19 protein-coding genes and 1 tRNA gene are annotated in these 24129 nt (G+C 65.0%); 9 read left to right on the top strand and 11 right to left on the bottom strand.

The window, feature by feature from the left end; genetic code table 11:
• The 6 genes from sucD (at window position 1) to B9Y97_RS05490 (ending at window position 8722) form a co-directional block, all read left to right on the top strand.
• A complete protein-coding gene (gene sucD, locus B9Y97_RS05515) occupies window positions 1–885 on the top strand; it encodes a succinate--CoA ligase subunit alpha (RefSeq protein ID WP_085525804.1) in 885 nt (294 codons plus the stop codon).
• A gap of 59 nt (window positions 886–944) precedes the next feature.
• On the top strand, window positions 945–3917 hold the full coding sequence (locus B9Y97_RS05510) for a 2-oxoglutarate dehydrogenase E1 component (protein WP_085525803.1): 2973 nt from the start codon (window positions 945–947) through the stop codon (window positions 3915–3917).
• 3 nt (window positions 3918–3920) lie between these two features.
• Window positions 3921–5453, top strand: coding sequence for a 2-oxoglutarate dehydrogenase complex dihydrolipoyllysine-residue succinyltransferase (gene odhB / locus B9Y97_RS05505; RefSeq protein ID WP_085525802.1), 1533 nt, complete (start codon window positions 3921–3923; stop codon window positions 5451–5453).
• A 63-nt stretch (window positions 5454–5516) separates the two neighbouring features.
• The gene (locus tag B9Y97_RS05500; protein WP_139828236.1) at window positions 5517–5714 is read left to right on the top strand and encodes a hypothetical protein; all 198 of its coding nucleotides are present in this window, start codon (window positions 5517–5519) and stop codon (window positions 5712–5714) included.
• A 43-nt stretch (window positions 5715–5757) separates the two neighbouring features.
• Complete coding sequence (gene lpdA, locus B9Y97_RS05495; RefSeq protein WP_085525800.1) at window positions 5758–7143, top strand: dihydrolipoyl dehydrogenase; 1386 nt, start codon at window positions 5758–5760, stop codon at window positions 7141–7143.
• A gap of 139 nt (window positions 7144–7282) precedes the next feature.
• The gene (locus B9Y97_RS05490; protein ID WP_085525799.1) at window positions 7283–8722 is read left to right on the top strand and encodes a peptidoglycan-binding domain-containing protein; all 1440 of its coding nucleotides are present in this window, start codon (window positions 7283–7285) and stop codon (window positions 8720–8722) included.
• Between the two features lie 77 nt (window positions 8723–8799).
• Here B9Y97_RS05490 and B9Y97_RS05485 read toward each other — a convergent pair whose 3' ends face one another.
• The gene (locus tag B9Y97_RS05485) at window positions 8800–9474 is read right to left on the bottom strand and encodes a GntR family transcriptional regulator (RefSeq protein WP_139828235.1); all 675 of its coding nucleotides are present in this window, start codon (window positions 9472–9474) and stop codon (window positions 8800–8802) included.
• Between the two features lie 31 nt (window positions 9475–9505).
• On the bottom strand, window positions 9506–10246 hold the full coding sequence (locus B9Y97_RS05480) for a M48 family metallopeptidase (protein ID WP_369596649.1): 741 nt from the start codon (window positions 10244–10246) through the stop codon (window positions 9506–9508).
• 100 nt (window positions 10247–10346) lie between these two features.
• Here B9Y97_RS05480 and B9Y97_RS05475 point away from each other — a divergent pair, with 100 nt between their 5' ends.
• Window positions 10347–10676: a TIGR02300 family protein gene (locus B9Y97_RS05475; RefSeq protein WP_085525797.1), complete on the top strand. Its 330-nt coding sequence runs from the start codon at window positions 10347–10349 to the stop codon at window positions 10674–10676.
• Between the two features lie 78 nt (window positions 10677–10754).
• On the opposite strand, the gene B9Y97_RS05470 is transcribed toward B9Y97_RS05475, so the two are convergent.
• Complete coding sequence (locus B9Y97_RS05470; RefSeq protein ID WP_085525796.1) at window positions 10755–11972, bottom strand: FAD-dependent monooxygenase; 1218 nt, start codon at window positions 11970–11972, stop codon at window positions 10755–10757.
• Between the two features lie 190 nt (window positions 11973–12162).
• On the opposite strand from B9Y97_RS05470, the gene B9Y97_RS05465 reads away from it, so the two are divergent.
• Window positions 12163–12238, top strand: a tRNA-Ala gene (locus tag B9Y97_RS05465).
• A 59-nt stretch (window positions 12239–12297) separates the two neighbouring features.
• On the opposite strand, the gene B9Y97_RS05460 is transcribed toward B9Y97_RS05465, so the two are convergent.
• Genes B9Y97_RS05460 through B9Y97_RS05445 form a run of 4 tightly spaced genes read right to left on the bottom strand, consistent with a single transcriptional unit; the run spans window position 12298 to window position 16241 of the window.
• Window positions 12298–13053: a proteasome-type protease gene (locus B9Y97_RS05460; RefSeq protein ID WP_176224310.1), complete on the bottom strand. Its 756-nt coding sequence runs from the start codon at window positions 13051–13053 to the stop codon at window positions 12298–12300.
• A 10-nt stretch (window positions 13054–13063) separates the two neighbouring features.
• Window positions 13064–13861, bottom strand: a complete 798-nt coding sequence (locus B9Y97_RS05455; protein WP_085528118.1) for a transglutaminase family protein — start codon at window positions 13859–13861, stop codon at window positions 13064–13066.
• 7 nt (window positions 13862–13868) lie between these two features.
• Window positions 13869–14810, bottom strand: coding sequence for an alpha-E domain-containing protein (locus tag B9Y97_RS05450; RefSeq protein ID WP_085525794.1), 942 nt, complete (start codon window positions 14808–14810; stop codon window positions 13869–13871).
• A gap of 6 nt (window positions 14811–14816) precedes the next feature.
• Window positions 14817–16241: a circularly permuted type 2 ATP-grasp protein gene (locus B9Y97_RS05445; RefSeq protein ID WP_085525793.1), complete on the bottom strand. Its 1425-nt coding sequence runs from the start codon at window positions 16239–16241 to the stop codon at window positions 14817–14819.
• A gap of 253 nt (window positions 16242–16494) precedes the next feature.
• On the opposite strand from B9Y97_RS05445, the gene B9Y97_RS05440 reads away from it, so the two are divergent.
• Window positions 16495–17778: an MFS transporter gene (locus B9Y97_RS05440; protein ID WP_085525792.1), complete on the top strand. Its 1284-nt coding sequence runs from the start codon at window positions 16495–16497 to the stop codon at window positions 17776–17778.
• Window positions 17779–17826: 48 nt separating this feature from the next.
• Here B9Y97_RS05440 and katG read toward each other — a convergent pair whose 3' ends face one another.
• The 4 genes from katG to B9Y97_RS05420 form a co-directional block, all read right to left on the bottom strand.
• Window positions 17827–20013, bottom strand: a complete 2187-nt coding sequence (gene katG / locus B9Y97_RS05435) for a catalase/peroxidase HPI (protein ID WP_085525791.1) — start codon at window positions 20011–20013, stop codon at window positions 17827–17829.
• Window positions 20014–20246: 233 nt separating this feature from the next.
• A complete protein-coding gene (locus B9Y97_RS05430) occupies window positions 20247–22220 on the bottom strand; it encodes an acetoacetate--CoA ligase (protein WP_085525790.1) in 1974 nt (657 codons plus the stop codon).
• A gap of 88 nt (window positions 22221–22308) precedes the next feature.
• Complete coding sequence (locus tag B9Y97_RS05425) at window positions 22309–22509, bottom strand: DUF2783 domain-containing protein (protein ID WP_085525789.1); 201 nt, start codon at window positions 22507–22509, stop codon at window positions 22309–22311.
• 4 nt (window positions 22510–22513) lie between these two features.
• Complete coding sequence (locus tag B9Y97_RS05420) at window positions 22514–24124, bottom strand: FAD-dependent oxidoreductase (protein ID WP_085525788.1); 1611 nt, start codon at window positions 24122–24124, stop codon at window positions 22514–22516.
• Window positions 24125–24129 lie beyond the last annotated feature (5 nt).

Genomic DNA, 24129 nt, shown 5'->3' with positions numbered 1-24129 from the left:
ATGGCAATTCTGATTGATGAAAACACCAAGGTGATCTGCCAGGGCTTCACCGGCTCGCAGGGCACCTTCCACTCCGAACAGGCGATTGCCTACGGCACCAAGATGGTCGGCGGCGTGACCCCCGGCAAGGGCGGGCAGACCCACCTCAACCTCCCCGTCTTCAACTCGGTGCACGAGGCCAAGGCGGTCACGCAGGCGAATGCCAGCGTGATCTACGTGCCGCCGCCCTTCGCGGCGGATTCGATCCTCGAAGCCATCGACGCGGAGATGGAGCTGATCGTCTGCATCACCGAGGGCATCCCGGTGCTCGACATGATGAAGGTCAAACGCGCGCTCGAAGGCTCGGCCTCGCGGTTGATCGGCCCGAACTGCCCCGGCGTGATCACCCCCGATGCCTGCAAGATCGGCATCATGCCCGGCCACATCCACAAGCGCGGCAGCGTGGGTGTCGTCAGCCGGTCGGGCACGCTGACCTATGAGGCGGTGAAACAGACCTCCGACATCGGCCTCGGCCAATCGACCGCCGTGGGTATCGGCGGCGACCCGATCAAGGGCACCGAGCATATCGACGTGCTCGACATGTTCCTCGACGACGACGAGACCGAGAGCATCATCATGATCGGCGAGATTGGCGGCACCGCCGAGGAAGAAGCGGCCGAGTTCCTCAAGGAGCAGAAGAAAAAAGGCCGCTGGAAGCCGGTTGCCGGCTTCATCGCGGGCCGCACCGCGCCTCCGGGCCGCCGCATGGGCCATGCCGGCGCGATCGTGTCGGGCGGCCAGGGCGGCGCCGAGGACAAGATCGAAGCGATGCGCGCCGCGGGCATCGTGGTGGCCGACAGCCCGGCAACGCTGGGCGAGGCCGTGCTGGAAGCGATCGGCAAGTAATCCTTTCGCGTGCGCCCGCCTCCGACGGGCGCACGCGGTCCATTTCGTCAGGTGACACCATGACCGACCAATCCCCCAACGACCAGTTCAAGGCCTCCAGTTTCATGCAAGGCCACAACGCGGCCTATCTTGAACAGCTCTATGCCCAATACGCGAAAGACCCGGATGCAGTGGACGAAGCGTGGCGGGCGTTCTTTGCCGAACTGGGCGACGGCGAGAGCGACGTGACCGCCGAGGCGCAAGGGCCCTCGTGGGCGCGCGCCGACTGGCCGCCCACCCCGGGCGGCGATCTCGTCCACGCGCTCGACGGTCAATGGCCGGAGGAAGCCAAGCCCCAGAAAATGGCCGAGAAGGTCAGGGAAAAGGCCCGCGACGTTGGTGCCGTCATAACCGAAGACCAGGTGAAACGCGCGGTGCTCGATTCGGTGCGCGCGCTGATGATCATCCGCGCCTACCGTATCCGCGGCCACCTTGCCGCCGAACTCGACCCGCTTGGCCTGCAGGAAAAGAGCGCCCACCCCGAGCTTGATCCGGCGTCTTACGGCTTCACCGAGGCCGACATGGACCGGCCGATCTTCCTCGACAACGTGCTGGGCCTGCAAACCGCGAGCATGCGCCAGATCCTCGACATCGTGCGGCGGACCTATTGCGGCACCTTCGCGCTGCAATACATGCATATTTCCGATCCCGAGCAATCGAGCTGGCTCAAGGAGCGGATCGAGGGGTTCGGCAAGGAGATCCAGTTCACCAAGCGCGGCCGCCGGGCGATCCTGAACAAGCTGGTCGAGGCCGAGGGCTTCGAGAAGTTCTGCCACGTCAAGTTCATGGGCACCAAGCGCTTCGGCCTCGACGGCGCCGAGGCGCTGGTGCCGGCGATGGAGCAGATCATCAAGCGCGGCGGTCAACTGGGCCTGAAGGAAATCGTGATCGGGATGCCGCACCGCGGCCGTCTCTCGGTGCTCGCCAACGTGATGTCGAAGCCCTACCGCGCGATCTTCAACGAGTTTCAGGGCGGCAGCTTCAAGCCCGAGGACGTGGACGGGTCGGGCGACGTGAAATACCACCTCGGCGCTTCCTCGGACCGCGAGTTCGACGGCAACAAGGTGCACCTCAGCCTCACCGCCAACCCCAGCCACCTCGAAGCGGTCAACCCGGTCGTGCTTGGCAAGGTGCGCGCCAAGCAGGCGCAACTCGGCGATACCGAGCGCACGCAGGTGCTGCCGGTTCTGCTGCACGGCGATGCGGCCTTTGCCGGGCAGGGCGTGGTGGCGGAAGGCTTCGGCCTTTCCGGCCTGGTCGGTCACCGCACCGGCGGCACGATCCACATCATCGTCAACAACCAGATCGGGTTTACCACCGCGCCGAGCTTCTCGCGCTCCTCGCCTTACCCGACCGATATCGCGCTGATGGTGGAAGCGCCGATCTTCCACGTCAACGGCGACGACCCGGAAGCGGTTGTCCATGCCGCCAGGGTGGCGATCGAGTTCCGCCAGAAGTTCCACAAGGACGTGGTCATCGACATGTTCTGCTATCGGCGCTTCGGCCACAACGAGGGGGATGAACCGATGTTCACCAACCCTCTGATGTACAAGACGATCAAGACCCACAAGACCACGCTTCAGCTCTATACCGAGCGGCTCATCAGGGACGGGCTGATCCCCGAGGGCGAGATCGAGGACATGAAGACCGTGTTCCAGGCCGAGTTGAACGGCGAGTTCGAGGCCTCGAAGGACTACAAACCCAACAAGGCCGATTGGCTCGATGGCCGCTGGTCGCACCTCAACCGTCAGGGCGAGGAATACCAGCGCGGCCAAACCGCGATCCCGGAGGCCACGTTCCACGAGATCGGTGCCGCGCTCACCCGTGCGCCCGAGGGGTTTGATCTGCACAAGACGGTGGGCCGGATGCTCGAGGCCAAGCGCCAGATGTTCGAGACCGGCACGGGCTTCGATTGGGCCACCGGCGAGGCACTGGCCTTCGGCTCGCTGATGCTGGAAGGCTACCCGGTGCGCCTCTCGGGGCAGGATTCCACCCGCGGCACCTTTTCGCATCGCCATTCCGCGCTGATCAACCAGGGCACCGAGGAACGTTACTACCCGCTCAATCACATCCGCGAAGGGCAGGGCCGCTACGAGGTGATCGACTCGATGCTCTCGGAATACGCCGTGCTCGGGTTTGAATACGGCTACAGCCTCGCCGAGCCCAACGCGCTGACGATGTGGGAGGCGCAGTTCGGCGATTTCGCCAACGGTGCGCAGATCATGTTCGACCAGTTCATTTCCTCGGGCGAGGCCAAGTGGCTCAGGATGTCGGGCCTTACCGTGCTCCTGCCGCATGGCTACGAGGGGCAGGGGCCGGAGCACTCCTCGGCACGGCTCGAACGCTTCCTGCAGATGTGCGGCGGCGACAACTGGATCGTGGCCAACTGCACCACGCCGGCGAACTACTTCCATATCCTGCGCCGCCAGTTGCACCGGACCTATCGCAAGCCGCTGATCCTGATGACGCCCAAATCTCTGCTGCGCCACAAGCTCGCGGTCTCGGATGCCGCCGACTTCATCGAGGGCTCGTCGTTCCACCGCGTGCTGTGGGACGACGCCGATCCGCAACACCGCACCGGGCGTTCAAGCGGCAAGCTGGTTGCCGACGACAAGATCAAGCGTGTGGTGATGTGTTCGGGCAAGGTCTACTACGACCTGCTCGAAGCGCGCGACGAGCGCGAGATCGAGGATGTCTACATCATGCGGGTGGAGCAGTTCTATCCTTTCCCGGCGCTGAGCCTGGTCAAGGAACTGGAACGTTTCCCCAACGCCGAGGTTGTCTGGTGCCAGGAAGAGCCCAAGAACCAGGGCGGCTGGAGCTTCATGGAACCGAACATCGAATGGGTTCTGGGCCGCATCCGCGAAACCGATACCCGCCCCCGGTATGTCGGGCGTCCGGCAGCGGCCTCTCCCGCGACCGGCCTGATGAGCCAGCACAAAGCCCAACAAGAGGCGCTCGTGAACGACGCGCTGACGATCGAAGGAAACTGACCCATGAGCATTGAAGTTCGGGTGCCCACCTTGGGCGAAAGCGTGACCGAGGCCACCGTGGCGACCTGGTTCAAGAAGCCGGGCGACGCCGTGGAGGTCGACGAGATGCTCTGCGAGCTCGAAACCGACAAGGTGACGGTCGAGGTGCCCGCCCCCGCGGCGGGCGTTCTGGGCGACATCATCGCGGCCGAGGGCGAAACCGTGGGTGTCGATGCCCTACTCGCCACCCTCACCGAGGGTGAAGGTGCAAAGGCCCCGGCCAAGGCCGAGAAATCCGAAAAAGCGAAAAAGCCGGAGGCCGAGTCCGAGCCAGAGCCCAAGTCCGGCGCAGCGGTTGACGTGATGGTGCCCGCGCTTGGCGAAAGCGTCAGCGAGGCGACGGTATCAACCTGGTTCAAGAAGGCCGGCGACAGCGTCGAGGCCGACGAGATGCTCTGCGAACTGGAAACCGACAAGGTATCCGTCGAGGTGCCCGCGCCGGTTTCGGGTGTGCTGAGCGAGATTCTGTTTGAAGAAGGGTCCACGGTGGAGGCCGGCGGCAAGCTCGCGGTGATCGCCGAGGGTGCTTCGGGCGGGCCTGCGAAACCGGCACCGAAAGCCGAAACGGAAGACAAGCCGGTCGCTCCGGAGGCAACGGGCAAGGACATCGAGCATGCGCCATCGGCCAAGAAGGCGATGGCCGAGGCCGGGCTTTCGCCCGACAAGGTCGAAGGCTCGGGCCGTGACGGGCGGATCATGAAAGACGACGTCGCCCGCGCCGTGGCCGCCACCTCTGCCCCGAGCGCCAAGCCTGCTCCCTCCGCCACGCCGCGCGCCGCCGTACCGGCCGAGGATGCCGCCCGCGAGGAGCGGGTGAAGATGACGCGCCTGCGCCAGACCATCGCCCGCCGCCTCAAGGACGCGCAGAACACCGCCGCGATCCTCACCACCTACAACGAAGTCGACATGTCGGCGGTGATGGAGTTGCGCAACGAGTACAAGGACCTGTTTTTCAAGAAGCATGGCGTGAAGCTCGGCTTCATGTCGTTCTTCGTGAAGGCCTGCATCCACGCGCTGAAGGAAGTGCCCGATGTGAACGCCGAGATTGATGGCGATCATGTCGTCTACAAGAACTACGTGCACATGGGTGTGGCGGTGGGCACCCCGCAGGGGCTCGTGGTGCCGGTGGTGCGCGATGCCGACCAGATGAGCTTCCACGCGATCGAGCAGAAGATCGCCGAACTCGGCCTGCGCGCGCGCGACGGCAAGCTCACCATGGCCGAGATGCAGGGCGGCAGCTTCACGATCTCGAACGGCGGGGTTTACGGCTCGCTGATGTCGAGCCCGATCCTGAACCCGCCGCAATCGGGCATTCTCGGCATGCACAAGATCCAGGAGCGGCCGATGGTGGTGAACGGCGAAATCGTGATCCGGCCAATGATGTATCTGGCGCTGAGCTACGATCACCGTATCGTCGACGGCAAGGGGGCGGTCACCTTCCTTGTCCGCGTGAAAGAGGCGCTCGAAGACCCGCGCCGTTTGTTGATGGATCTGTAGACCATGGTTGATGACAACAAGGGGAACAAAGCCCCCACTTTCCTTGAAGCCGTCGCTGCAGGAGTGGGAGAGCGCAGCCGGGCGCAGCGCCTGCGGCGCTGGGCGATCCGCTCGGTGATCGTCGTCGCGGTCGCCTATGGTATCGTCTACCTCAACGGCCCGACCTGGCTGGTCTGGGTAGCCTGGGCCTACGTGGCCCTGACCCTCGCCACCGCCTTCCTGCTCACCCGCCCCGGCACGGGCGGCGACAAGGGCGCCTGAGAGCCGAAACGACAAACACGCCCGGCAGGGCAAGGAGTGAGACATGGCAGAGTATGATGTGATCGTGATCGGCGGCGGTCCGGGCGGTTATGTGTGCGCGATCCGCTGCGCGCAACTGGGCCTGAAAACCGCCTGCGTCGAGGGCCGGGAAACGCTGGGAGGCACTTGCCTCAACATCGGTTGCATCCCCTCCAAGGCGCTGCTGCACGCTTCGCACATGTTGCACGAGGCCGAGCACAACTTCGCCAAGATGGGCCTCAAGGGTAAATCGCCCTCGGTCGACTGGAAGGAAATGCAGGCCTACAAGGACGACGTGGTGGCCCAGAACACCAAGGGCATCGAGTTCCTGTTCAAGAAGAACAAGATCGACTGGATCAAGGGCTGGGCCTCGGTGCCGGGCAAGGGCCAGGTGATCGTCGGCGACGAGACCCACAGCGCCAAGCATATCGTGATCGCCACCGGCTCGGAAGCGGCGAGCCTGCCCGGCGTCGAGATTGACGAGAAGGTGGTGGTCACGTCCACCGGCGCGCTCAGCCTGCCGAAAATCCCCAAGAAGATGGTGGTGATCGGTGCGGGCGTGATCGGGCTGGAGATGGGGTCGGTTTTTGCCCGCCTCGGGACCGAGGTGACGGTGGTGGAATACCTCGATCACGTCACCCCGGGGATGGACGGCGAGATCCAGAAAACCTTCCAGCGCACACTGAAGAAGCAGGGGTTCGAGTTCGTGCTCGGTGCCGCGGTGCAGAAGGTGGATGCGAAGAAGACCAAGGCCACCGTGCATTACCAGTTGCGCAAGGACGAGAGCGACCACACGCTGGACGCCGACGTGGTATTGGTGGCCACGGGCCGCAAACCCTATACCGACGGGCTCGGGCTGGAATCGGCGGGCGTGAAGCGCAGCGAGCGCGGCCAGATCGCCACCGATCAGGGGCAAACCTCCGTCGAAGGCATCTGGGCGATTGGCGACGTGACCGAAGGGCCGATGCTGGCCCACAAGGCCGAAGACGAGGGCATGGCGGTGGCCGAGCGTATTGCCGGGCAGGCCGGGCATGTGAACTACGGCGTGATCCCGGGCGTGATCTACACCACCCCCGAGGTTGCCAGCGTTGGCAAGACCGAGGAGGAGTTGAAGGACGAGGGCCGGGCCTACAAGGTCGGCAAGTTCTCCTTCATGGGCAACGGCCGCGCCAAGGCAATGCACGCGGGCGAGGGCTTCGTGAAGATCCTTGCCGACAAGGAGACCGACCGCATTCTCGGCGCACATATCCTTGGCCCCAACGCCGGCGAACTGATCCACGAGGTTTGCGTGGCGATGGAGTTTGGCGCGGCGGCGGAAGACCTCGCGCGCACCTGCCACGCCCACCCGACGCTTTCGGAAGCGGTGCGGGAAGCGGCCCTGGCCTGCGGCGATGGACCGATCCATAGCTGACCTTCTGCCGGGCCGTGGTTCGCTGCGCTGCCCGGCTGTGACCAAATGCGACGCGCGCAGGATTTGACAGGCGCGCGCCACGCTGCCACCCTCGATATGAAGCCGCCTGTTGTCGGCGGAATTTTCGAGGAGGTACGTCATGCGTTTTATTCTTTTCCCAGATCCGATCCTCAAACCCCTGTTTGCAACCCTGCTCGCACTCGCCGTTGCCTTCGGGTTTTCGACGCCGCGACCGGCGGTGGCGCAAGACGGGATCGCGGGGGCGGTGGCTCTCGGGATCGTTGGCACCGCGGTGTATTGCGCCGCCAACCCGCACAGGTGCGGCGGCAGCCGGACCGGAACCACGAGTGGAAACCTCGGTGCCGTGGATGCCGCCGCGCTCAACCGCACCCAGGCGATGTGGGTGCAGGGCGGTTTGCGCAATCTCGGATTCTACTCCGGGGCGATCGACGGCGCGATCGGCGCGGGCACCCGGTCGTCGATCCGGCAATACCAGGCGGCGATCGGTGCCAACGCGACCGGACGCCTGACCGGGCAGCAGATCAACGATCTCGTGGCGCTCTCGCCGGATTTCATCTCCTACGAGGACGACGCGCCTTACCTGTTCAACGCCGATCTCGCCAATGATCTCTCGCGCGACCAGGTGCGCCAGTTGCAGGCCGAGTTGAACCGGCGAGGGTTCAACGCCGGGCCGGTCGATGGCGCGATGGGCGGGATGACCCGCAATGCCATCGCCGCCTACAAGGGTAGCCAGGGCTTGCCGGGCGGTCCGGTCGCGTCGCGCCGGCTGCTGGCCCATATGCTGGACATGCCGGCCCCGGTCCCGGCGGGCGCGCACCTCGTGGCTTTCAGGCCGTCCGGGTCGTCGGGGGGCGACGTTGACAGCAGCAGCGGAAACACCGCCCAGAACGTGGCGCAGCCACAGGCCGACACCCCGGCCCCGGCCGCGCCCGAAGGCGAAGACCTGGTGTTCGATCTGCTCGGCGTGACTCTCGGCATGAAGCCGGATGCGGTGACAAACCGTCTTTCGCAGGAGTTCGGCGCAAATCTCGTGACCGATCAGACAGATGCCGCCGGTTTCGGTGGCACCGAGGGGCTTGATATCGCCTATCTCGGACAACAATCCAATTGGCCTGCCGATGCCGCCGAGCAATTCGTGGCGTTGTTCGACAGCGCCCGGCCCGATCTGGGTGCGGTCGCGGCCTTCCGGACGATCCGGATGCCCGCAAGCGTTGATCAGGCGATGTTCGATGCGCAGGTAATGCCGGGGATCCTTGAGAAATACGGGGCCGACGCGCGGTTTGGCGACGACGATATCTGGATTGGCGGGGCCGATGCCCGTGCCGCCGCGCGTGACGATGCGGGCATTCTCGCCCAATGCGGCGAGTTGCGGCTTGCAGACATCGGTTCGGGCTCATGGGCCGAGGGCAGCGGACCGCGCCTCGACACCGCGAGCCTCGACAGCGTTTCACGCGATTGCGGGCAGGTCTTGACCGTGACCTTTGAAAACTCGGTGCTTGAGATCGGGTTGTGGAACAGCACGGCGCTGTCCGGCGCGGCACCGAAAATCAAGTTCTGATCGCCTCGACGATCCGATCAGGAAGGCCGGGGCAAAACCCCGGCCTTTTCATGTCCGGCACAGCCGAGCGAAAAGGTTCAACCCACCAGCATTTTCAGGCCCTGCGTAACATCGGCGCGCAGGGCTAGACGCAGGCCGGGTTCGTCTCCGGCGGCAAGGGCAGCGAGGATCATCCGGTGGTGGCGTTGCAGATCGGTCCGGGTGCGGGTCATGTAGAGCATCCGCATCGTCGGTCCGAGCTGCAACCACACGGTTTCGACCAGCGCCAGCATCGCCGGGGCCTGGGCGCGCAGGTAGATCGTCCGGTGAAATTCGAGGTTCGTGCGGATATAGGCGGCGATATCGTTCTTGGCGACGTGTTCGGCGATCCGGCCGTTGATCGTGTGCAGGCGTTCGATCAGCGCCATATGGGCACGGGGCAACGCGCGCGAGGCCAGTTCCGGCTCGAGCAAGGCGCGCAGGGCCGCCAGTTCCTCGATTCGCTCGGGGCTCAGGTTTGGCGTGGTGACCCGGCCCGATGACGAGAGCGAAAGCGCGCCTTCGGCGGCAAGTCTGCGCACCGCTTCGCGCGCCGGTGTCATCGACACGCCGAACTCGGCTGCGATACCCCGGATCGTGAGCGGCACGCCGGGATCAAGCTCGCCATACATGATCCGGCCTCGCAGGGTGCGAAAGACGCGTTCATGCGCTGCGATCCCGGCCTCGTTGCCCGAAGGCGGGGTTGTGGCGGGGGTGGCATCCGGTGTGATCATGACAGGAATGTGATCACAAACGAGCGGGGCGTCAATCCTTGAAGCGGTAACGGTGCAGGGTCTGGGCATTGTCCCGCAGCCAGCGGCGCGGCGCGTCGTAGCGCGGATAGAGCCGCGCGACCTGTGCCCAGAAGGCTGGCGAATGGTTCATCTCGGCGAGGTGCGCAACCTCGTGGGCGGCGACATAGTCGAGCACCTCCGGCGGGGCCATGACCAGGCGCCAGGAATACATCAGATCGCCGTTGGCGCTGCACGATCCCCAGCGCGAGCGGGTATCGCGCAAGGTGACCCGGCCATGGGGCCGCCCAAGCGCCGCGGCGTGGCGTGCGGAGGCTTCGACAAGGGCGAGTCGCGCGTGGTGCTTGAGAAATGCGCAAAGGCGTGCCGGCGTGCGGTGGGGATCGCGTTCCGGCACTTCGATGCCTGTCTCGGCGAGGCGCACCGCCCGGCCCGAGGTTGCGACAATCGGCAGGACGGTGCCCCTGAACGGCAGGCCATCGCCCGGCATCGGCCGCAGTTCGCCCGGGTGCTGGTCGATATGGCGCCGAATCCACTCGGCCTTTTCCTCTGCGAAGGCAAGGGCTTGTCGCCGCGAGGCTCCACGCGGCAGGGTCAGCGTCACGCGCCCGTCGAGGCGTGAAACCCGGAGCGAAAAACGCCGCGCCCGCGCGGAAGCCTTCAGCTCGAGCGTGATTGGCGGATCGCCGGAAATCAACACCTGTTCACCCATGATCGCGCCCGGCACCTCCTGCTTGCCAGCCAGCCATTGCACGGCTCGCCCCTTAAGCGCAAAAGGCTTTGACAGCCCCGCGCGACTGTGGCAAGTGCCCCCAAATCTCTCAGAACCATCTGACGACGGAAAGGGGTATTCCATGCCCAAGGAAGAATGGGGCACCAAGCGTGTTTGCCCGGAGACCGGCAAGCGGTTTTATGACCTCAATGCCAATCCGATCATCAGCCCGTACACCGGCAAGGTGGTCGAACTCGACACCGGCAAGGCTTCGCGCACCATGGTGGCCGACAAGGCCGACAAGGCATCGAAAGCCAAGGATCTGGAATCCGACGATCTCGTCGATTCCGAAGATATCGTTGAAGAAGACGATACCGAGGTCGATCTCGAGGACGATGTGCTCGAAGATGATGAAGACGACGATGTTTCGCTCGACGATATCGCCGACGTGGCTGCGCCCGACGACGACTGAGGGCTTTCAGAAAACGTGAACCCGAACGGGCTGCGGCGACATCTCGCTGTCAGCCCGTTTTTTCATGCGACACCGGGATCAGGCCAGCCCGAGGCGCGACTTGAGGCGGTGCAGGCGCGACCGGATCAGGGTGCGCAGGACCGACCATGAAATCTTGGCGACCTTGAGAAGCGGGAATTCGCCCCGCAGCGTCGCGACAACCGCATCGGGCCCCAGTTTCGACATCCGCCGAACCGATGCATTCCAGTTGTCCGGGGTGTAGCTGGCGGCCCGGTTGTTCACCAGGAACCCCCATTTGTAGTCCCGCTTGAGTTTGCGTCTGCAGTGGCGCTCGTAGGCCCTGAGCGGGCCCCGGCGTCCCGTCTTCACCGCCTTGCCGAGCTGCACGCCAAGCAGTCTGCCGAGCTCGATGCAAACCCTGATGCCCTCGCCGGCGGTTGGCGTTGCGAAATTGGCCGAATCGCCAACCCGGATGACATTGCCGAACACGAGGCGATCGTCGTAGGCGACCGAGGGAAGTATCCCGCTGTGCACGACGGGGTCGCCTTCCAGCTTCAGGCCCAGCCGGTCGAGGTAGGGTTTGTCCGCGATCACGGAATCGAGAAGTTTGCGAGGCGATTCGTCGGTGTCGGGCTGGATCACGCCGACACCGACTCGCAGGGTGCCGCGTGCCGTGCCAAAGGCCCATCCGTAGCCAGCCGGCACCTTTTTACCGAGGAAAATGATCCCGCGATCCGGTTGGTTGTCGCCCAATGGGTATTCGTATTCGGTGCCCACGGCGAGGCGTTCGGGTTTCTTTGCAAGCCCCAGGGCGTCCAGCACCGCGAAATGCCAGCCGGATCCGTCGACGATGTATTTCGAGACGACCCGCTCAACCCCATTGTCGCGGGCCCGGATCTCGCTCTCGTAAAACCCGTCATCTCGCAGGCGCGTCGAGAGGAACTTGGTCTCCATGAGCAACGTGCGGTCCTTGTGATCGGATTGTTCCGCGAGCCATTTGTAGACCTTCGGTGTATCGAGGATGACGGGCACGGCATCGCCCATCGGGATCACCGTGTGGGCTGCGTCGGCAAAGGCCTCGTTGGTGTTCAGCCGGTTGTACATCCCGTCGGGGATGCCAAGCCGCTCGATGTCTTCCATCCAGCACCCACCCGAGGTGCGCACCGGCAGGCCGATCTCGCGATCCTGGTGGACGATCACGGTTTTCACATCGTCAGGCAGGGTCGATGCCACGGAGAGACCGGCGGGACCGCCGCCCACGATCAGCACGTCGCAAGTGAGTGTCTTGTCGTCCATGTCAGGTCTTTCCCATTCGGCAGGCTGGCAGAGGGCCGAGGCCCGGGCATATTCCGCGCAAGCTACGCGGCTGGATTGCCCATGTCCATCTTTGGCCGCCCTGGCATGGTTTTTCGAGGGCTTTTTCCCTTGCACTGCCCCGCGCCCTCGCCTAAATACCCGCCAGCGAGCGGCACAGCCCTCGCCGTATGGGGCCTTAGCTCAGCTGGGAGAGCGCTTGCATGGCATGCAAGAGGTCAGGGGTTCGATCCCCCTAGGCTCCACCAATTCCCCCCCAGACTTTCCTCATCGGTTCGGTTGGCAAGTTCTATCCATTTTCAGAAGGTTACGCCGTTGGGCCGCTTCGGGGCGGCAAGGTGAAGCCCGGCATTTGTTCGAGCGCGGTCTTCAATGCGTTGCCCCAGGCCTCGGAGACGGTTTGCAGATAGGGATCGTCCTGTTCGATCCGGCCATGCGGACCCAGTGCGAGGCTGTCGGCCTCGTAGAAGTGGAAGTCGAACGGCGCGCCGACCGAGAGATTGGCTTTCAGGGTCGAATCGAAGCTGACCACGAGCAGCTTCATCGCCTCCTCGAAGCTCATCTTCGGATCGAAGGCCCGCACCAGGATCGGGCGGCCATACTTGGTTTCGCCGATCTGGAAGAACGGTGTATCCGCCCCGGCCTCGATGAAATTGCCCTCGGGATAGATCAGGAACAGCCGGGGCGGGCTGCCGGCGATCTGGCCGCCGATGATCAGGTTTGCGTTGAAGGCGCTGTCGGCGCGCTGACCGCCGTGGCCCTGGTGGTCGATCACTTCACGCAGCGTGTCGGCAACCATCCGTGCGGCCTGAAACATCGACGGCACCGCCAGCAGCGAGGGTGCCCGGTCGCCGGGAGATTTGCTGCGTTCATCGAGCAGGCTGACCACCGCCTGCGTCGTTGCGAGGTTGCCCGCCGACATCAGGGTGATGACGCGCTCGCCGGGGTGTTCCCATGTCGTCATCTTGCGGTAGGTCGAGATGTTGTCGAGGCCCGCGTTCGTCCTGGTGTCGGACATGAACACGAGGCCCTTCTCAAGAACCATTCCCACGCAGTAGGTCATTGCCCCGCCCTTATTGTTGCGCGACGTCGATCCGCACCGCGAGCGCTTCGCCGGTGCCGCCGGTTTGCATCCCTGTTACCGGAGAGGCCTCGGCGTAGTCCAGCCCGGTTGCGACGCGCACGTAGCGCACATCGGGCGATATGCCGTTCGATACGTCGAACCCGACCCAGCCCAGGTTCTCGATATGCGCCTCCGCCCAGGCGTGCATGGCGTCTTGCGAGGTGCTGTCGTCGAGCATGAGGTAGCCCGAAACATAGCGCGCGGGCAGGCCCATCTCGCGCGCGCAGGCGAGAAAGATATGGGTGTGATCCTGGCAGACGCCGCGCCCGGCCTCAAGCGCGTCTTCCGCACTCCAGCCGGCATGGGAAATGCCGGTCTCGTAGCTCACCGCGTCGCGGATCGCGCGCATCAGCCGGTGCAGACCTTCGAGATCGGGGCTGGCTTCGCTGCCGCGCAGGAGCTCGCGCACCCGGGGCCGTGGTCGGGTCAGCTCGGTAGACCTTCGGTAGAGCCAGAGCGGCGCGGGCCCCCGGTGCGGGCCGACGATGCCGGCGGTGTCGGTCAATTCCATCTCGCCTTCGCTGATCACGGAAAGCTCGGTTGTGCCGCGCGAGAAGCTGATCAGCTCGACGGTATTGTGATGGTAATCCTCGAACGCAAGCTCCTTGCGGCCATGCTCGACCCGGGTCTGCCAGGCGATGATCTGCTGCTGCGGCGTGGTCTTCGGCGTCTTGCGCAACTGTTGAAGCCCGTAGCTCACGGGGGTTTCGAACCGGTAGCGGGTGACATGCTGGATTTTCAGACGCATCGCCACCTCACTCGTAGAACCGGAAGTCGATCTCGATCTGGTGCGAGATCTCGGCAAGGAGTTGAAGGATCTTCTGGATGAACTCGTGCAGGCCATAGTCGAAGATCGCGTTGATATCGTGGGTCAGATAGGTGCCTTCAAGGTGGTTGAGCTGCCTGAGCGACGGCATCATCCCGGGCGTGTCGTCATCGAGGTAGCGCAGGTTCTCACGCAGTTTGCGCACGCAGAACGCGAGGCTGCGGGGCATCCGCCGGTCGAGGATCAGGAAATGGGTGATTTCGAGCGGTCCGCCGCCGGCACCATGTTCCATGCGAAAGCCGCCACGCGCCGAGAGCGAGCGCAGGATCGTTTCCCATTGCACGTTGTCGAGTGAGGTGCCCACCGCGCTCGCTGAGGGCAACAGCACGTAATACTTGACGTCGAGGATACGGGCGGTGTTGTCGGCCCGTTCGAGAAAGGTGCCGAGCCGCACGAAATCGTAGATCTCGTTGCGCAGCATCGTGCCGTGGGTCATCCCGCGCACCAGAGCGGTGTGCTGGCGAATGCTGCGCAGCACATGCGGCAGATCGCGCTCCGAGACCTTGCGGGCGAGCAGCTTGGTGGTTTCCATGTAGGCCGCGTTCGTCGCTTCCCAGACTTCGCCGGTGAGCGCGGTGCGCACCATGCGGGCGTTCTGCCGGGCGGATTCGATGCAGCAGAGCACCGAGGAAGGGTTGGCCTTGGCGCGCAGGAGCCAGTCGATTGCCGCGTCTTTCGTCAGGTCTTCGTTGTGCTCGCGAAACGCGTCGAGCGCGCGCGCCGATTGCAGAACCGAGGTCCATTCCTCCTCGCTGCCGTCAAGCCGGGTCAGGGCGATGCGCTGGCCGGTCTCGATCAGGCGGGCAGTGTTTTCCGCCCGCTCGAGGTAGCGATACATCCAGAACAGCCCGTTTGCGGTCTTGCCCAGCATCGTCGTTCAGTCCTCCAGCACCCAGGTGTCCTTGGTGCCTCCGCCTTGCGACGAGTTGACCACCAGAGATCCCTTCTTGAGTGCCACCCGCGTGAGCCCGCCGGGGGTGATCTTGATCCCCCTGGGGCTGGCCAGCACGAAGGGCCGCAGGTCGACATGGCGCGGCGCGAGGCCCTGACGCGAGAAGATCGGCACAGTCGAGAGGCTGAGCGTGGGCTGGGCGATGTAGTTGCCGGGGCGGGCCTTTAGCTTGGCGCGGAAGGCCGAGATGTCCTTTTTCGAGGCGGTGGGGCCGATCAGCATGCCGTAGCCGCCCGAGCCATGCACCTCCTTCACCACGAGGTCGGCGAGGTTGTCGAGCACATGGGCAAGATCCTCGGGCTCCGAGCAGCGCCATGTCGGCACGTTCTTCAGAAGCGGACGCTCGCCGGTGTAGAATTCGACGATCTCGGGCATGTAGGAATAGATCGCCTTGTCATCGGCAATGCCGGTGCCCGGCGCGTTGGCGATGGTGATCCCGCCCGCACGATAGACATCCATGATCCCCGGCACGCCGAGCTGGCTTTTAGGGTTGAAGTTCAAGGGATCGAGGAAATCGTCGTCCACCCTCCGATAGAGCACGTCGATCGGCTTGTAACCGCGTGTGGTGCGCATCGCCACGCGGCCATCGACCACCTTCAGATCATGCCCCTCGACAAGCTCCACGCCCATCTGGTCGGCCAGGAAGGCGTGTTCAAAATAGGCCGAGTTGTAGATCCCCGGTGTAAGCACCGCGACCACGGGCGATCCGTCGGCCATGGTCGGGGCGCTGGCGGCGAGCGAGCGGCGCAGGTCGGTCGGGTAGTTCTGCACCGGGCGCACCCGGTTGCGCGAGAACAACTCGGGAAACATCTGCAACATGGTTTCGCGGTTCTCCAGCATGTAGCTGACGCCGGAGGGGGTGCGGGCATTGTCCTCCAGCACGAAGAACTCGCCCGGCCCGGTGCGCACGATGTCGATGCCGATGATGTGGGTATAGATGCCACCGGGCGGTTCGACCCCGATCATGTGCGGCAGGAAGGCGTCGTTGCGGCTGATCATCTCCTCGGGAATGCGCCCCGCGCGGACGATCTCCTGCTTGTGGTAGATATCGTGGATAAAGGCGTTGATCGCGCGCACGCGCTGCTCGATGCCGCGCGCGAGCTTTTGCCACTCGTGGCCGGAAATGATGCGCGGGATGATGTCGAACGGGATCAGGCGTTCTTCCGCTTCGCTCCGCCCATAGACGTTGAAGGTGATCCCGGTCAGGCGAAACAGGTTTTCCGCTTCGCGTTGCTTGGCGCGCAGGCGCGCCGGGTCTTCATCGCGGAACCATTGGTGGAACCGCGCGTAGGGCTCGCGGAGGCGATCATCGTCGCCCCACATCTCGTCGAAGCTCGGTTCTTGTTCCATCTCGCTACCCGTTACCGTGTCACCATCATCCGGGCACAGCGGCGGTTGTCCATGACGACATGTGTATTCTTGAGGCATCGGCTCAAATGCGCGGCGAATTTCGATCAAGAATTAAGCATCCGGCCTGAATTTTCAGCACCGACCCGCGTCGAGCCACCGTTTCGGCCTGCGAACCTAAGAGGAAAACCGGGCGCGGCGATGCCAACCGGCGGCGACGCCTGATCCGGAGCGTGCCCCGGCGCGTAGCCCTTGCATGGAAGCACACGACGCGCGCGCGGTATCGGTCAAACCAAATCGCACCGGGGCCGGGCGCGAGGGCCTTGCGGGGTTTTCCGTTTTTGCCGCCGTGCTCGCGGCGGCGGGCCTGCCGATCTACATTCACGCACCGAAGTTCTACGTCGATGAATACGGCGTCGGGCTGGGCGCGCTTGGGGCCGCGCTGTTCGGCCTTCGCCTGCTCGACGTGGTGCAGGATCCGGCGCTCGGCTGGCTTTCCGGCCGCCTCGGCCGGTGGCGCGGGCTTGGCGTGGCGTTTGCCGTGGTGGTGATGGCGGGCGCAATGATCGGGCTGTTCGCCGTCGCCCCGCCCACCGCCCCGCTGATCTGGTTCGCGGCGATGCTGGCGCTGCTGTCCTCGGCCTTCAGCTTTCTCAACATCACTTTCTATGGCGTCGGCGTTGAAAAGGTCGGTCGTGCAAGGGCGGTGAGCCACGTCCGCCTCGCGGCCTGGCGCGAAACCGGGGCGCTTTTCGGGGTCTGCCTCGCCGCGATCGCGCCGACGGCGCTTGCCGGGGTCAGCCCGTCACCCTTTGCGCTGTTCGCCTTCGGCTTCGCCGTTGCGGCCCTGCTGGCGGCGGGCTTGATCCGGGGCGAATGGGTTTGCGCACGGCCTCCCGCCGGGTTCGAGGTGGCGGCGATCCTGCAGGACCGCGACGCCCGCCGCCTGCTGCTGATCGCCTTCGTGAACGCCGCGCCGGTCGCGGTGACTTCCACGCTGTTCTTGTTTTTCGTGGAATACCGTCTGCAAGCGCCGGGTGCCGAGGGGCCGCTGCTGGTGCTGTTCTTTCTTGCCGCCGCGATCAGTGCGCCGGGATGGGGCGCGCTCGCGGGCCGCTATGGTGCGCGCCGGGTGCTGCTGGCGGGCATGGTGCTGTCGGTCCTCGCATTCGGCTTCGCCACAACGCTTGGCGCGGGCGATCTCGTCGCCTTCGCGCTGGTCAGCGCCGCATCCGGCGCGGCGCTCGGGGCCGACATGACCCTGTTGCCCGCCCTGTTTGCCCGCCGGGTCGAGACCATCGCGCGAGACCCGGCGCAGGCCTTCGGGCTTTGGAGCTTCGTGTCGAAACTCACGCTTGCGGTGGCTGCGGCCACGGTGCTGCCGCTGCTCGATCTGGCCGGACTGGAGGCGGGTGCCGTTGTGCCGCAAAGCGCGCTGACGGCGTTGACGCTGCTCTACGCGGTCTTGCCGATCGTGTTGAAGCTGGTTGCAATCGCCCTGCTGGCGACAATGGATCGGGCGGCGGAAGGCGCGGCCTGAGCCGGGAAGATGCCCCGGGCGATTGCGCGCCCGGGGCCTTGGTTGCGATCAGGCGAGATCGAAGCGGTCGGCGTCCATCACCTTGGTCCAGGCGGCGACGAAGTCGTTCACGAACTTCTCCTTCGCGTCGTCCTGGGCATAGACTTCGGCCAGTGCGCGAAGCTGCGAGTTCGAGCCGAACACGAGGTCGACGCGGCTGGCGGTCCACTTCACGTCGCCGGTCGCCCGGTCACGTCCCTCGAACTCCTGCGCGTCCTCGTTCACCGGCACCCACTTGGTGCCCATGTCGACGAGATTGACGAAGAAGTCGTTGGTGAGGGTGCCCACGCGGTCGGTGAACACACCGTGCGAGGCCCCCTTGTGGTTGTTGCCAAGCACCCGCAGGCCACCCACCAGAACCGTCATTTCCGGCGCGGAGAGGCCGAGAAGCTGGGCCCGGTCGATGAGCATTTCCTCGGCCGGGATGGTGAACACGGTGCGGGCATAGTTGCGGAACCCATCCGCTTCCGGCTCCAGCGCGCCGAAGCTGTCGGCATCGGTCTGCTCCTCGGTGGCGTCGCCCCGACCGGTCGAGACCGGCACGGTCACGTCGAAGCCCGCATCCTTCGCGGCTTTCTCCACCGCGGCGGCACCGCCCAGAACGATCAGATCGGCCATCGACACGCTGCCATGCGCCTTCTGGATGCCTTCGAGCACGCCGAGAACCTTCGCAAGCTGCGCAGGGTTGTTGGCTTCCCAATCCTTCTGCGGTGCAAGGCGGATACGCGCCCCGTTGGCACCGCCGCGCTTGTCGGAACCGCGGAAGGTCGCGGCCGAGGCCCAGGCCGTCTGCACCAGTTCTTCGGTCGAAAGGCCCGAGGCGAGGATCTTCGCCTTGAGGTCGGCCACGTCGGCGTCGCTCAACGGCGTGCCGGCGGGGATCGGGTCTTGCCAGATCAGGTCTTCGGCGGGCACTTCCTTGCCGAGGTAGCGCGATTTCGGACCCATGTCGCGGTGGGTCAGCTTGAACCAGGCGCGGGCATAGGCATCGGCAAATTCCTCGGGGTTTTCGAGGAAGTGCTTTGCGATCGGGCCGTAGATCGGATCGAAGCGCATCGACATGTCGGCGGTGGTCATCACCGGCGGGTGCTTCTTGTCCGGATCGAAGGCGTCGACGACCATGTCTTCCGGCTCGACATCCTGGGCGATCCAGATCTGCGCCCCGGCAGGGGTCTTGCCGAGCTTGTACTCGTATTTGAACAGCACCTTGAGGTAGCCCATGTCCCAGGTCGTCGGGTTCGGCTTCCACGCGCCTTCAAGGCCCGAGGTGATGGCGTCACCGGCTTTGCCGGAGCCATGGGTGGAGATCCAGCCCAGGCCCATTTCCTCGATCGGCGCGGCTTCCGGCTCGGGGCCGACGGCCTCGGCGGGACCGTTGCCGTGCATCTTGCCGAAGGTATGGCCCCCGGCGGTGAGTGCAACGGTCTCGTAATCGTTCATCGCCATGCGCTCGAAGGTCTCGCGCACGTCCCGGCCCGAGGCCTCGATATCGGGGTTGCCGTCGGGGCCTTCGGGGTTGACGTAGATCAGGCCCATCTGCACCGCGGCCAGCGGGTTTTCGAGCTCGCGCTCGCCCGAGTAGCGGGTGCCCTCGGCGTCGGAGGTGGCGAGCCATTCGGTTTCGGCACCCCAGTAGATGTCTTCCTCCGGAGCGAAGATGTCTTCGCGGCCACCGGCGAAGCCGAAGGTCTTGAAGCCCATCGATTCCATCGCGACGTTGCCGGCGAGGATGTAGAGATCGGCCCAGGACAGGCTGTTGCCGTATTTCTGCTTGATCGGCCAGAGCAGGCGGCGGGCCTTGTCGAGGTTGCCGTTGTCGGGCCAGGAGTTCAGCGGTGCGAAGCGCTGGTTGCCGGTGGAGGCACCGCCACGGCCGTCGGCGGTGCGGTAGGTGCCGGCGGCGTGCCACGCCATGCGAATGAACAGCCCGCCGTAGTGGCCATAGTCGGCCGGCCACCAATCCTGGCTCTCGGTCATCAGGGCGGTGAGATCGGCTTTCACCGCGTCGAGGTCGAGCTTCTTGAAGGCCTCGGCATAGTCGAAGTCTTCGCCGAGCGGGTTTTCGCGCGTCGTGTGCTGGTGCAGCACGCGCAGGTTCAACTGGTTCGGCCACCAGTCGCGGTTCGAGCGTTGGCTGAAGTTGGTCGTGCCGTGGGCAACCGGGCAGCCGCCGGCTTTTGGATTGCTAGCGTCCATTTGTATCTCCCTTTCGTCGATAATCGTGAACGACACCCCTGAAAGCATCGAAGGGGCGCTCGTATGGTCAGGTTTCATGCCGCGAGGATAACATGGCCAGGCAGATTCGCCGGGGTGGAACACACCAGGCCCCTGCGATTTTCAGCCTTGATCCTCCACTGCGATGATCTGAAGCTAGCAGATCGGTAACATTAGAAAAAGTTAGAATTTGTGATAGTTACGATTTCACGAAGTTATGATGCTGTCGGATCGTCGGAAAGGTTCGGGAAGGCATCGAGGGCTTCGGGATTATCGAGAGCGCCCATGTTCTTCACCTGCCGCCCGTGCACCACGTCCTTCACCGCAAGCTCGGAAATCTTGCCCGACTTGGTGCGCGGAATATCGGGCACTTCGAGAATGTCGGCGGGCACGTGGCGTGGCGAGGAACCGGCGCGGATTCCAGCCTTGATCCTGGCCTTGAGATCGTCGGTAAGGGCCTGCCCCTCAGCCATTACCACGAAGAGCACAACCCGCTGATCGCCGCCCGCGTCGTGGCCGATCACCACCGACTCGCGCACCTCGGCGAATTTCTCGACCTCGGCGTAGATTTCCGCCGTGCCGATCCGCACGCCGCCGGGGTTGAGGGTGGCGTCGGAGCGGCCGTGGATGATGAACCCTCCGGTTTCGGTGCGCTCGGCGTAGTCGCCCTGGCACCAGACGCCGGGGAACAGGTCGAAATAGGCTGCCCGGTAGCGGCTGCCGTCGTCGTCGCCCCAAAACCCCAGCGGCATCGACGGGAAGGCCGCGGTGCAGACAAGCTCGCCCTTCTCGCCGGGGGCCGCGGGCGTGTCGGGGGCGGTCCAGACATCCGCCGCCATCGCGAAGCCGGCTCCCTGGATCTCGCCCGACCAGACCGGCGCGGTCGGGTCGCCGCCGACGAAGCACGAAACGATATCGGTGCCGCCCGAGATCGAGGCGAGATGCACATCCGCCTTCACCGATCCGTAGACATAGGCAAAGCCCTGCTCAAGCAGTGGCGAGCCGGTGGAAAAGACCGTGCGCAGGGCGGAAAGGTCGTGGCTCTGCATCGGTTCGAGGCCGGTCTTGCGCAAGCTGTCGATATACTTGGCGGAGGTGCCGAAATGGGTGAAGCGCTCGGCCTCGGCGTAATCCCACAACACCCGTGGGCCCGGCGCGAAGGGCGAGCCGTCGAAGAGCATGGCCGTGGCCCCGCGGGCGAGCACGGAGGCCAGCCAGTTCCACATCATCCAGCCCAGCGTGGTGAAGTAGAACACCCGGTCGCCGGGCTTGATGTCGCCGTGCAGGGCCAGTTCCTTGACATGCTGGAGCAGCACGCCGCCGGCACGGTGCACGATGCACTTGGGGGCGCCGGTGGTGCCGGAGGAAAACAGGATATAGAGCGGATGATCGAAGGGCAGCCGCTCGAAGGTAAGGGGCGCAGGGTCGAAGGGGGATTCGAAGGCAGCAAGGCTTTGCGCGTTCTCAAGACCGGCGGCCACCGCCTCGGCCGCGCCGAGATAGTCGATCACCACGGTGCGCGTGACGCTGGGCAAGCCGGACTGGATTTCACCGAGTTTGTCGGCGATCTCGATCCGCTTGCCGTTGTACCAGTAGCCATCGGTGGTGAAGAGGATCTTCGGTTCGATCTGCGCGAAACGGTCGAGCACGGCGCGGGTGCCGAAATCGGGCGAGGCGGACGACCAGGTGGCCCCCAGCGAAACGGCGGCGAGCATGGCTGCGATCGCTTCGGGACGATTTGGCAGCAATCCCGCCACCCGGTCGCCGGGTTTCACGCCGGCGGCGGCAAGCGCCTGTTGCAGCCTTGAGACATGGGCTTCCAACGCGCCCCATGTCCAGCGGGCCTCGGCCTTGTCCTCGCCGCGAAACACCAGCGCCTCGGCCTCCGGATCGCGGTCGCTCCCCATCCGCAGGAGGTTCTCGGCGAAGTTGAGCCGCGCGCCGGGAAAGAACCGCTCGCCCAGCATGCCCTCGCCGGAGATGAAGGGTGCCTCGCCCTTGTCGCCAATCACGCCGTAGACATCCCAGATCGCCGACCAGAAGGCCTCGCGGTTCGCCCCGGCCCAGTCGCGCAACTCGGCCCCGCTTTCAAACACCTCGCCTTCCAGCGCCATCAACGCGGCGTTGAACCGTGCGATCTCGCTGGCGTCGATACGGTCTTGGGACGGGGTCCAGAGCGGCTGGCTCATCGGGTGGCTCCTGCGTTGGAAATTTCACACGACATTAACGCAGGCGGCCGGGGCACGGCCACCCGGTTTGTCGCCGCACTGGCCCGGATCAGCGCTTGCCTGCGGCCTTCGCGCTGCGCAGCGCCTCGGCAAGCACCTCGCGATCGCCGATATGGTTGGCGAGGATGAGGATCAGCCGCGCGTTCAGCGCATCGCTGGCATCTTTTGAAAGGCCCTCGTGGGCGTCGATCAGATCGGCATAGAAATCGTCGGCCCCGGCGATGTTGGGGGAGAGGGTGAGCTTGCCCATCGGGTTACTCCTTTCCGGTGGCGCGGCGCAGCGCGGCGCGAATCTGTGCCTCGTCGTACTCGGGGAACCGCGCGGCGACGTGTTGATCGGGGCGGATCAGGTAGACCGCCGATTTCGCCGCGCCGAGGTAGCGGTCTGCGAGCGCGCCGGTGGGATCGTCCTTGGCCGAAAGCGCGAGACGGGTGGCGGCGATGCCGTCTTCCTCGATCTCGTCCGGCGCATCGGCGTCGATGGTCAGGAGCGTGAAGCCTCCGCCCAGACGGTCGAGCAGGTAGCCTTCGCCCAAGGGCGCATCGGGGCAGGGCGCGCCGGGGCGCGTGCGCGCCGGGCCATCGAGGGCGTCGGGCGTGTTGAGCGGCGAGCCATCGTAGGTGCAGGGCACCGAAAGCCGCCCCGAGTTCACGAAGGGCCGGGCAAACTCGTGCTGCTCGGCCAGATCGAGCACGGCATCGCGGAAGATCCGGCTGGTCTCGGATTTCGGGGTGATGAAATCGGTCGAGCGGGTGGAATTGAGGATGTTCTCGTCAGCACCGTGAATCCGCTCGGCATCGTAGCTGTCGAGCAGGCTTTCGGGTGCCTTGCCCTCGATCACCAGCTTGAGCTTCCACGCGAGGTTGTCGGTGTCCTGAAGCCCCGAGTTCGCCCCGCGGGCACCGAAAGGCGACACCTGGTGCGCCGCGTCGCCCGCGAAGATCACCCGGCCGTCGTGGAACTTTTCCATCCGGCGGCACTGGAACGTGTAGATCGACGACCATTCCAGCTCGTATGTCACATCCTCGCCGAGCATTGCCTTGAGCCGCTTGTCGATATTCTCAGGCTTCAATTCCGCCTCGCGGTCGATGTCCCAGCCGATCTGGAAGTCGATCCGCCAGACGTTGTCGGGCTGCTTGTGCAGAAGCGCCGACTGGCCCCGGTTGAACGGCGGGTCGAACCAGAACCAGCGTTCGGTCGGGAAATCGGCTTCCATGATCACGTCGGCAATGAGAAAATTGTCTTCGAACACCTGTCCGACAAACTCCAGCCCCAGCATCCGGCGGATCGGCGAGCCGGCGCCGTCGCAGGCGATCAGCCAGTCGGCTTCCAGCTCGTAGGGGCCATCGGGCGTGTCGATCTCGATCTTCACGTGGTCGGCGTGATTGCCGATGGCCGACACCTTGTTGCCGCCCCGAAGCTCGATCGGGGCACCCTCGGCCTGAAGCTCGCGCAGGCGGTCGATCAGGTATTCCTCGAAGTAGTATTGCTGGAGGTTGATGAAGGCCGGGCGGCGGTGGCCCTTCTCCGGCAAGAGGTTGAAATCGAAGATCTCGCGCTCGTCGAAGAACACCTTGCCAAGCTCCCACTCGACACCCTTCTCGACCATCCGTTCGCCGCAGCCGAGCCGGTCGAGGATTTCCAGCGGGCGCTTGGCGAAGCAGATCGCGCGGGAGCCGAAAGACACCTTGTCGTTGTCGTCGAGCACCACCACCGGCACGCCGCTCTGGGCAAGGTCGATCGCCGCGCCAAGCCCGATGGGCCCCGCGCCAACGATCACCACCGGGTGGCGCACCGCCACGGTCGCGTCCTGGTCGGGCGCGCGTTCGTAGGGATAAAGGGGCACTTCGAAAATCTTGTTCATGGCGG

Origin of the sequence: Maritimibacter sp. HL-12 (assembly GCF_900177545.1) — a bacterium.
Lineage (GTDB): Bacteria > Pseudomonadota > Alphaproteobacteria > Rhodobacterales > Rhodobacteraceae > Sinisalibacter.
This window is presented reverse-complemented; position numbering and strand designations above follow the sequence as displayed.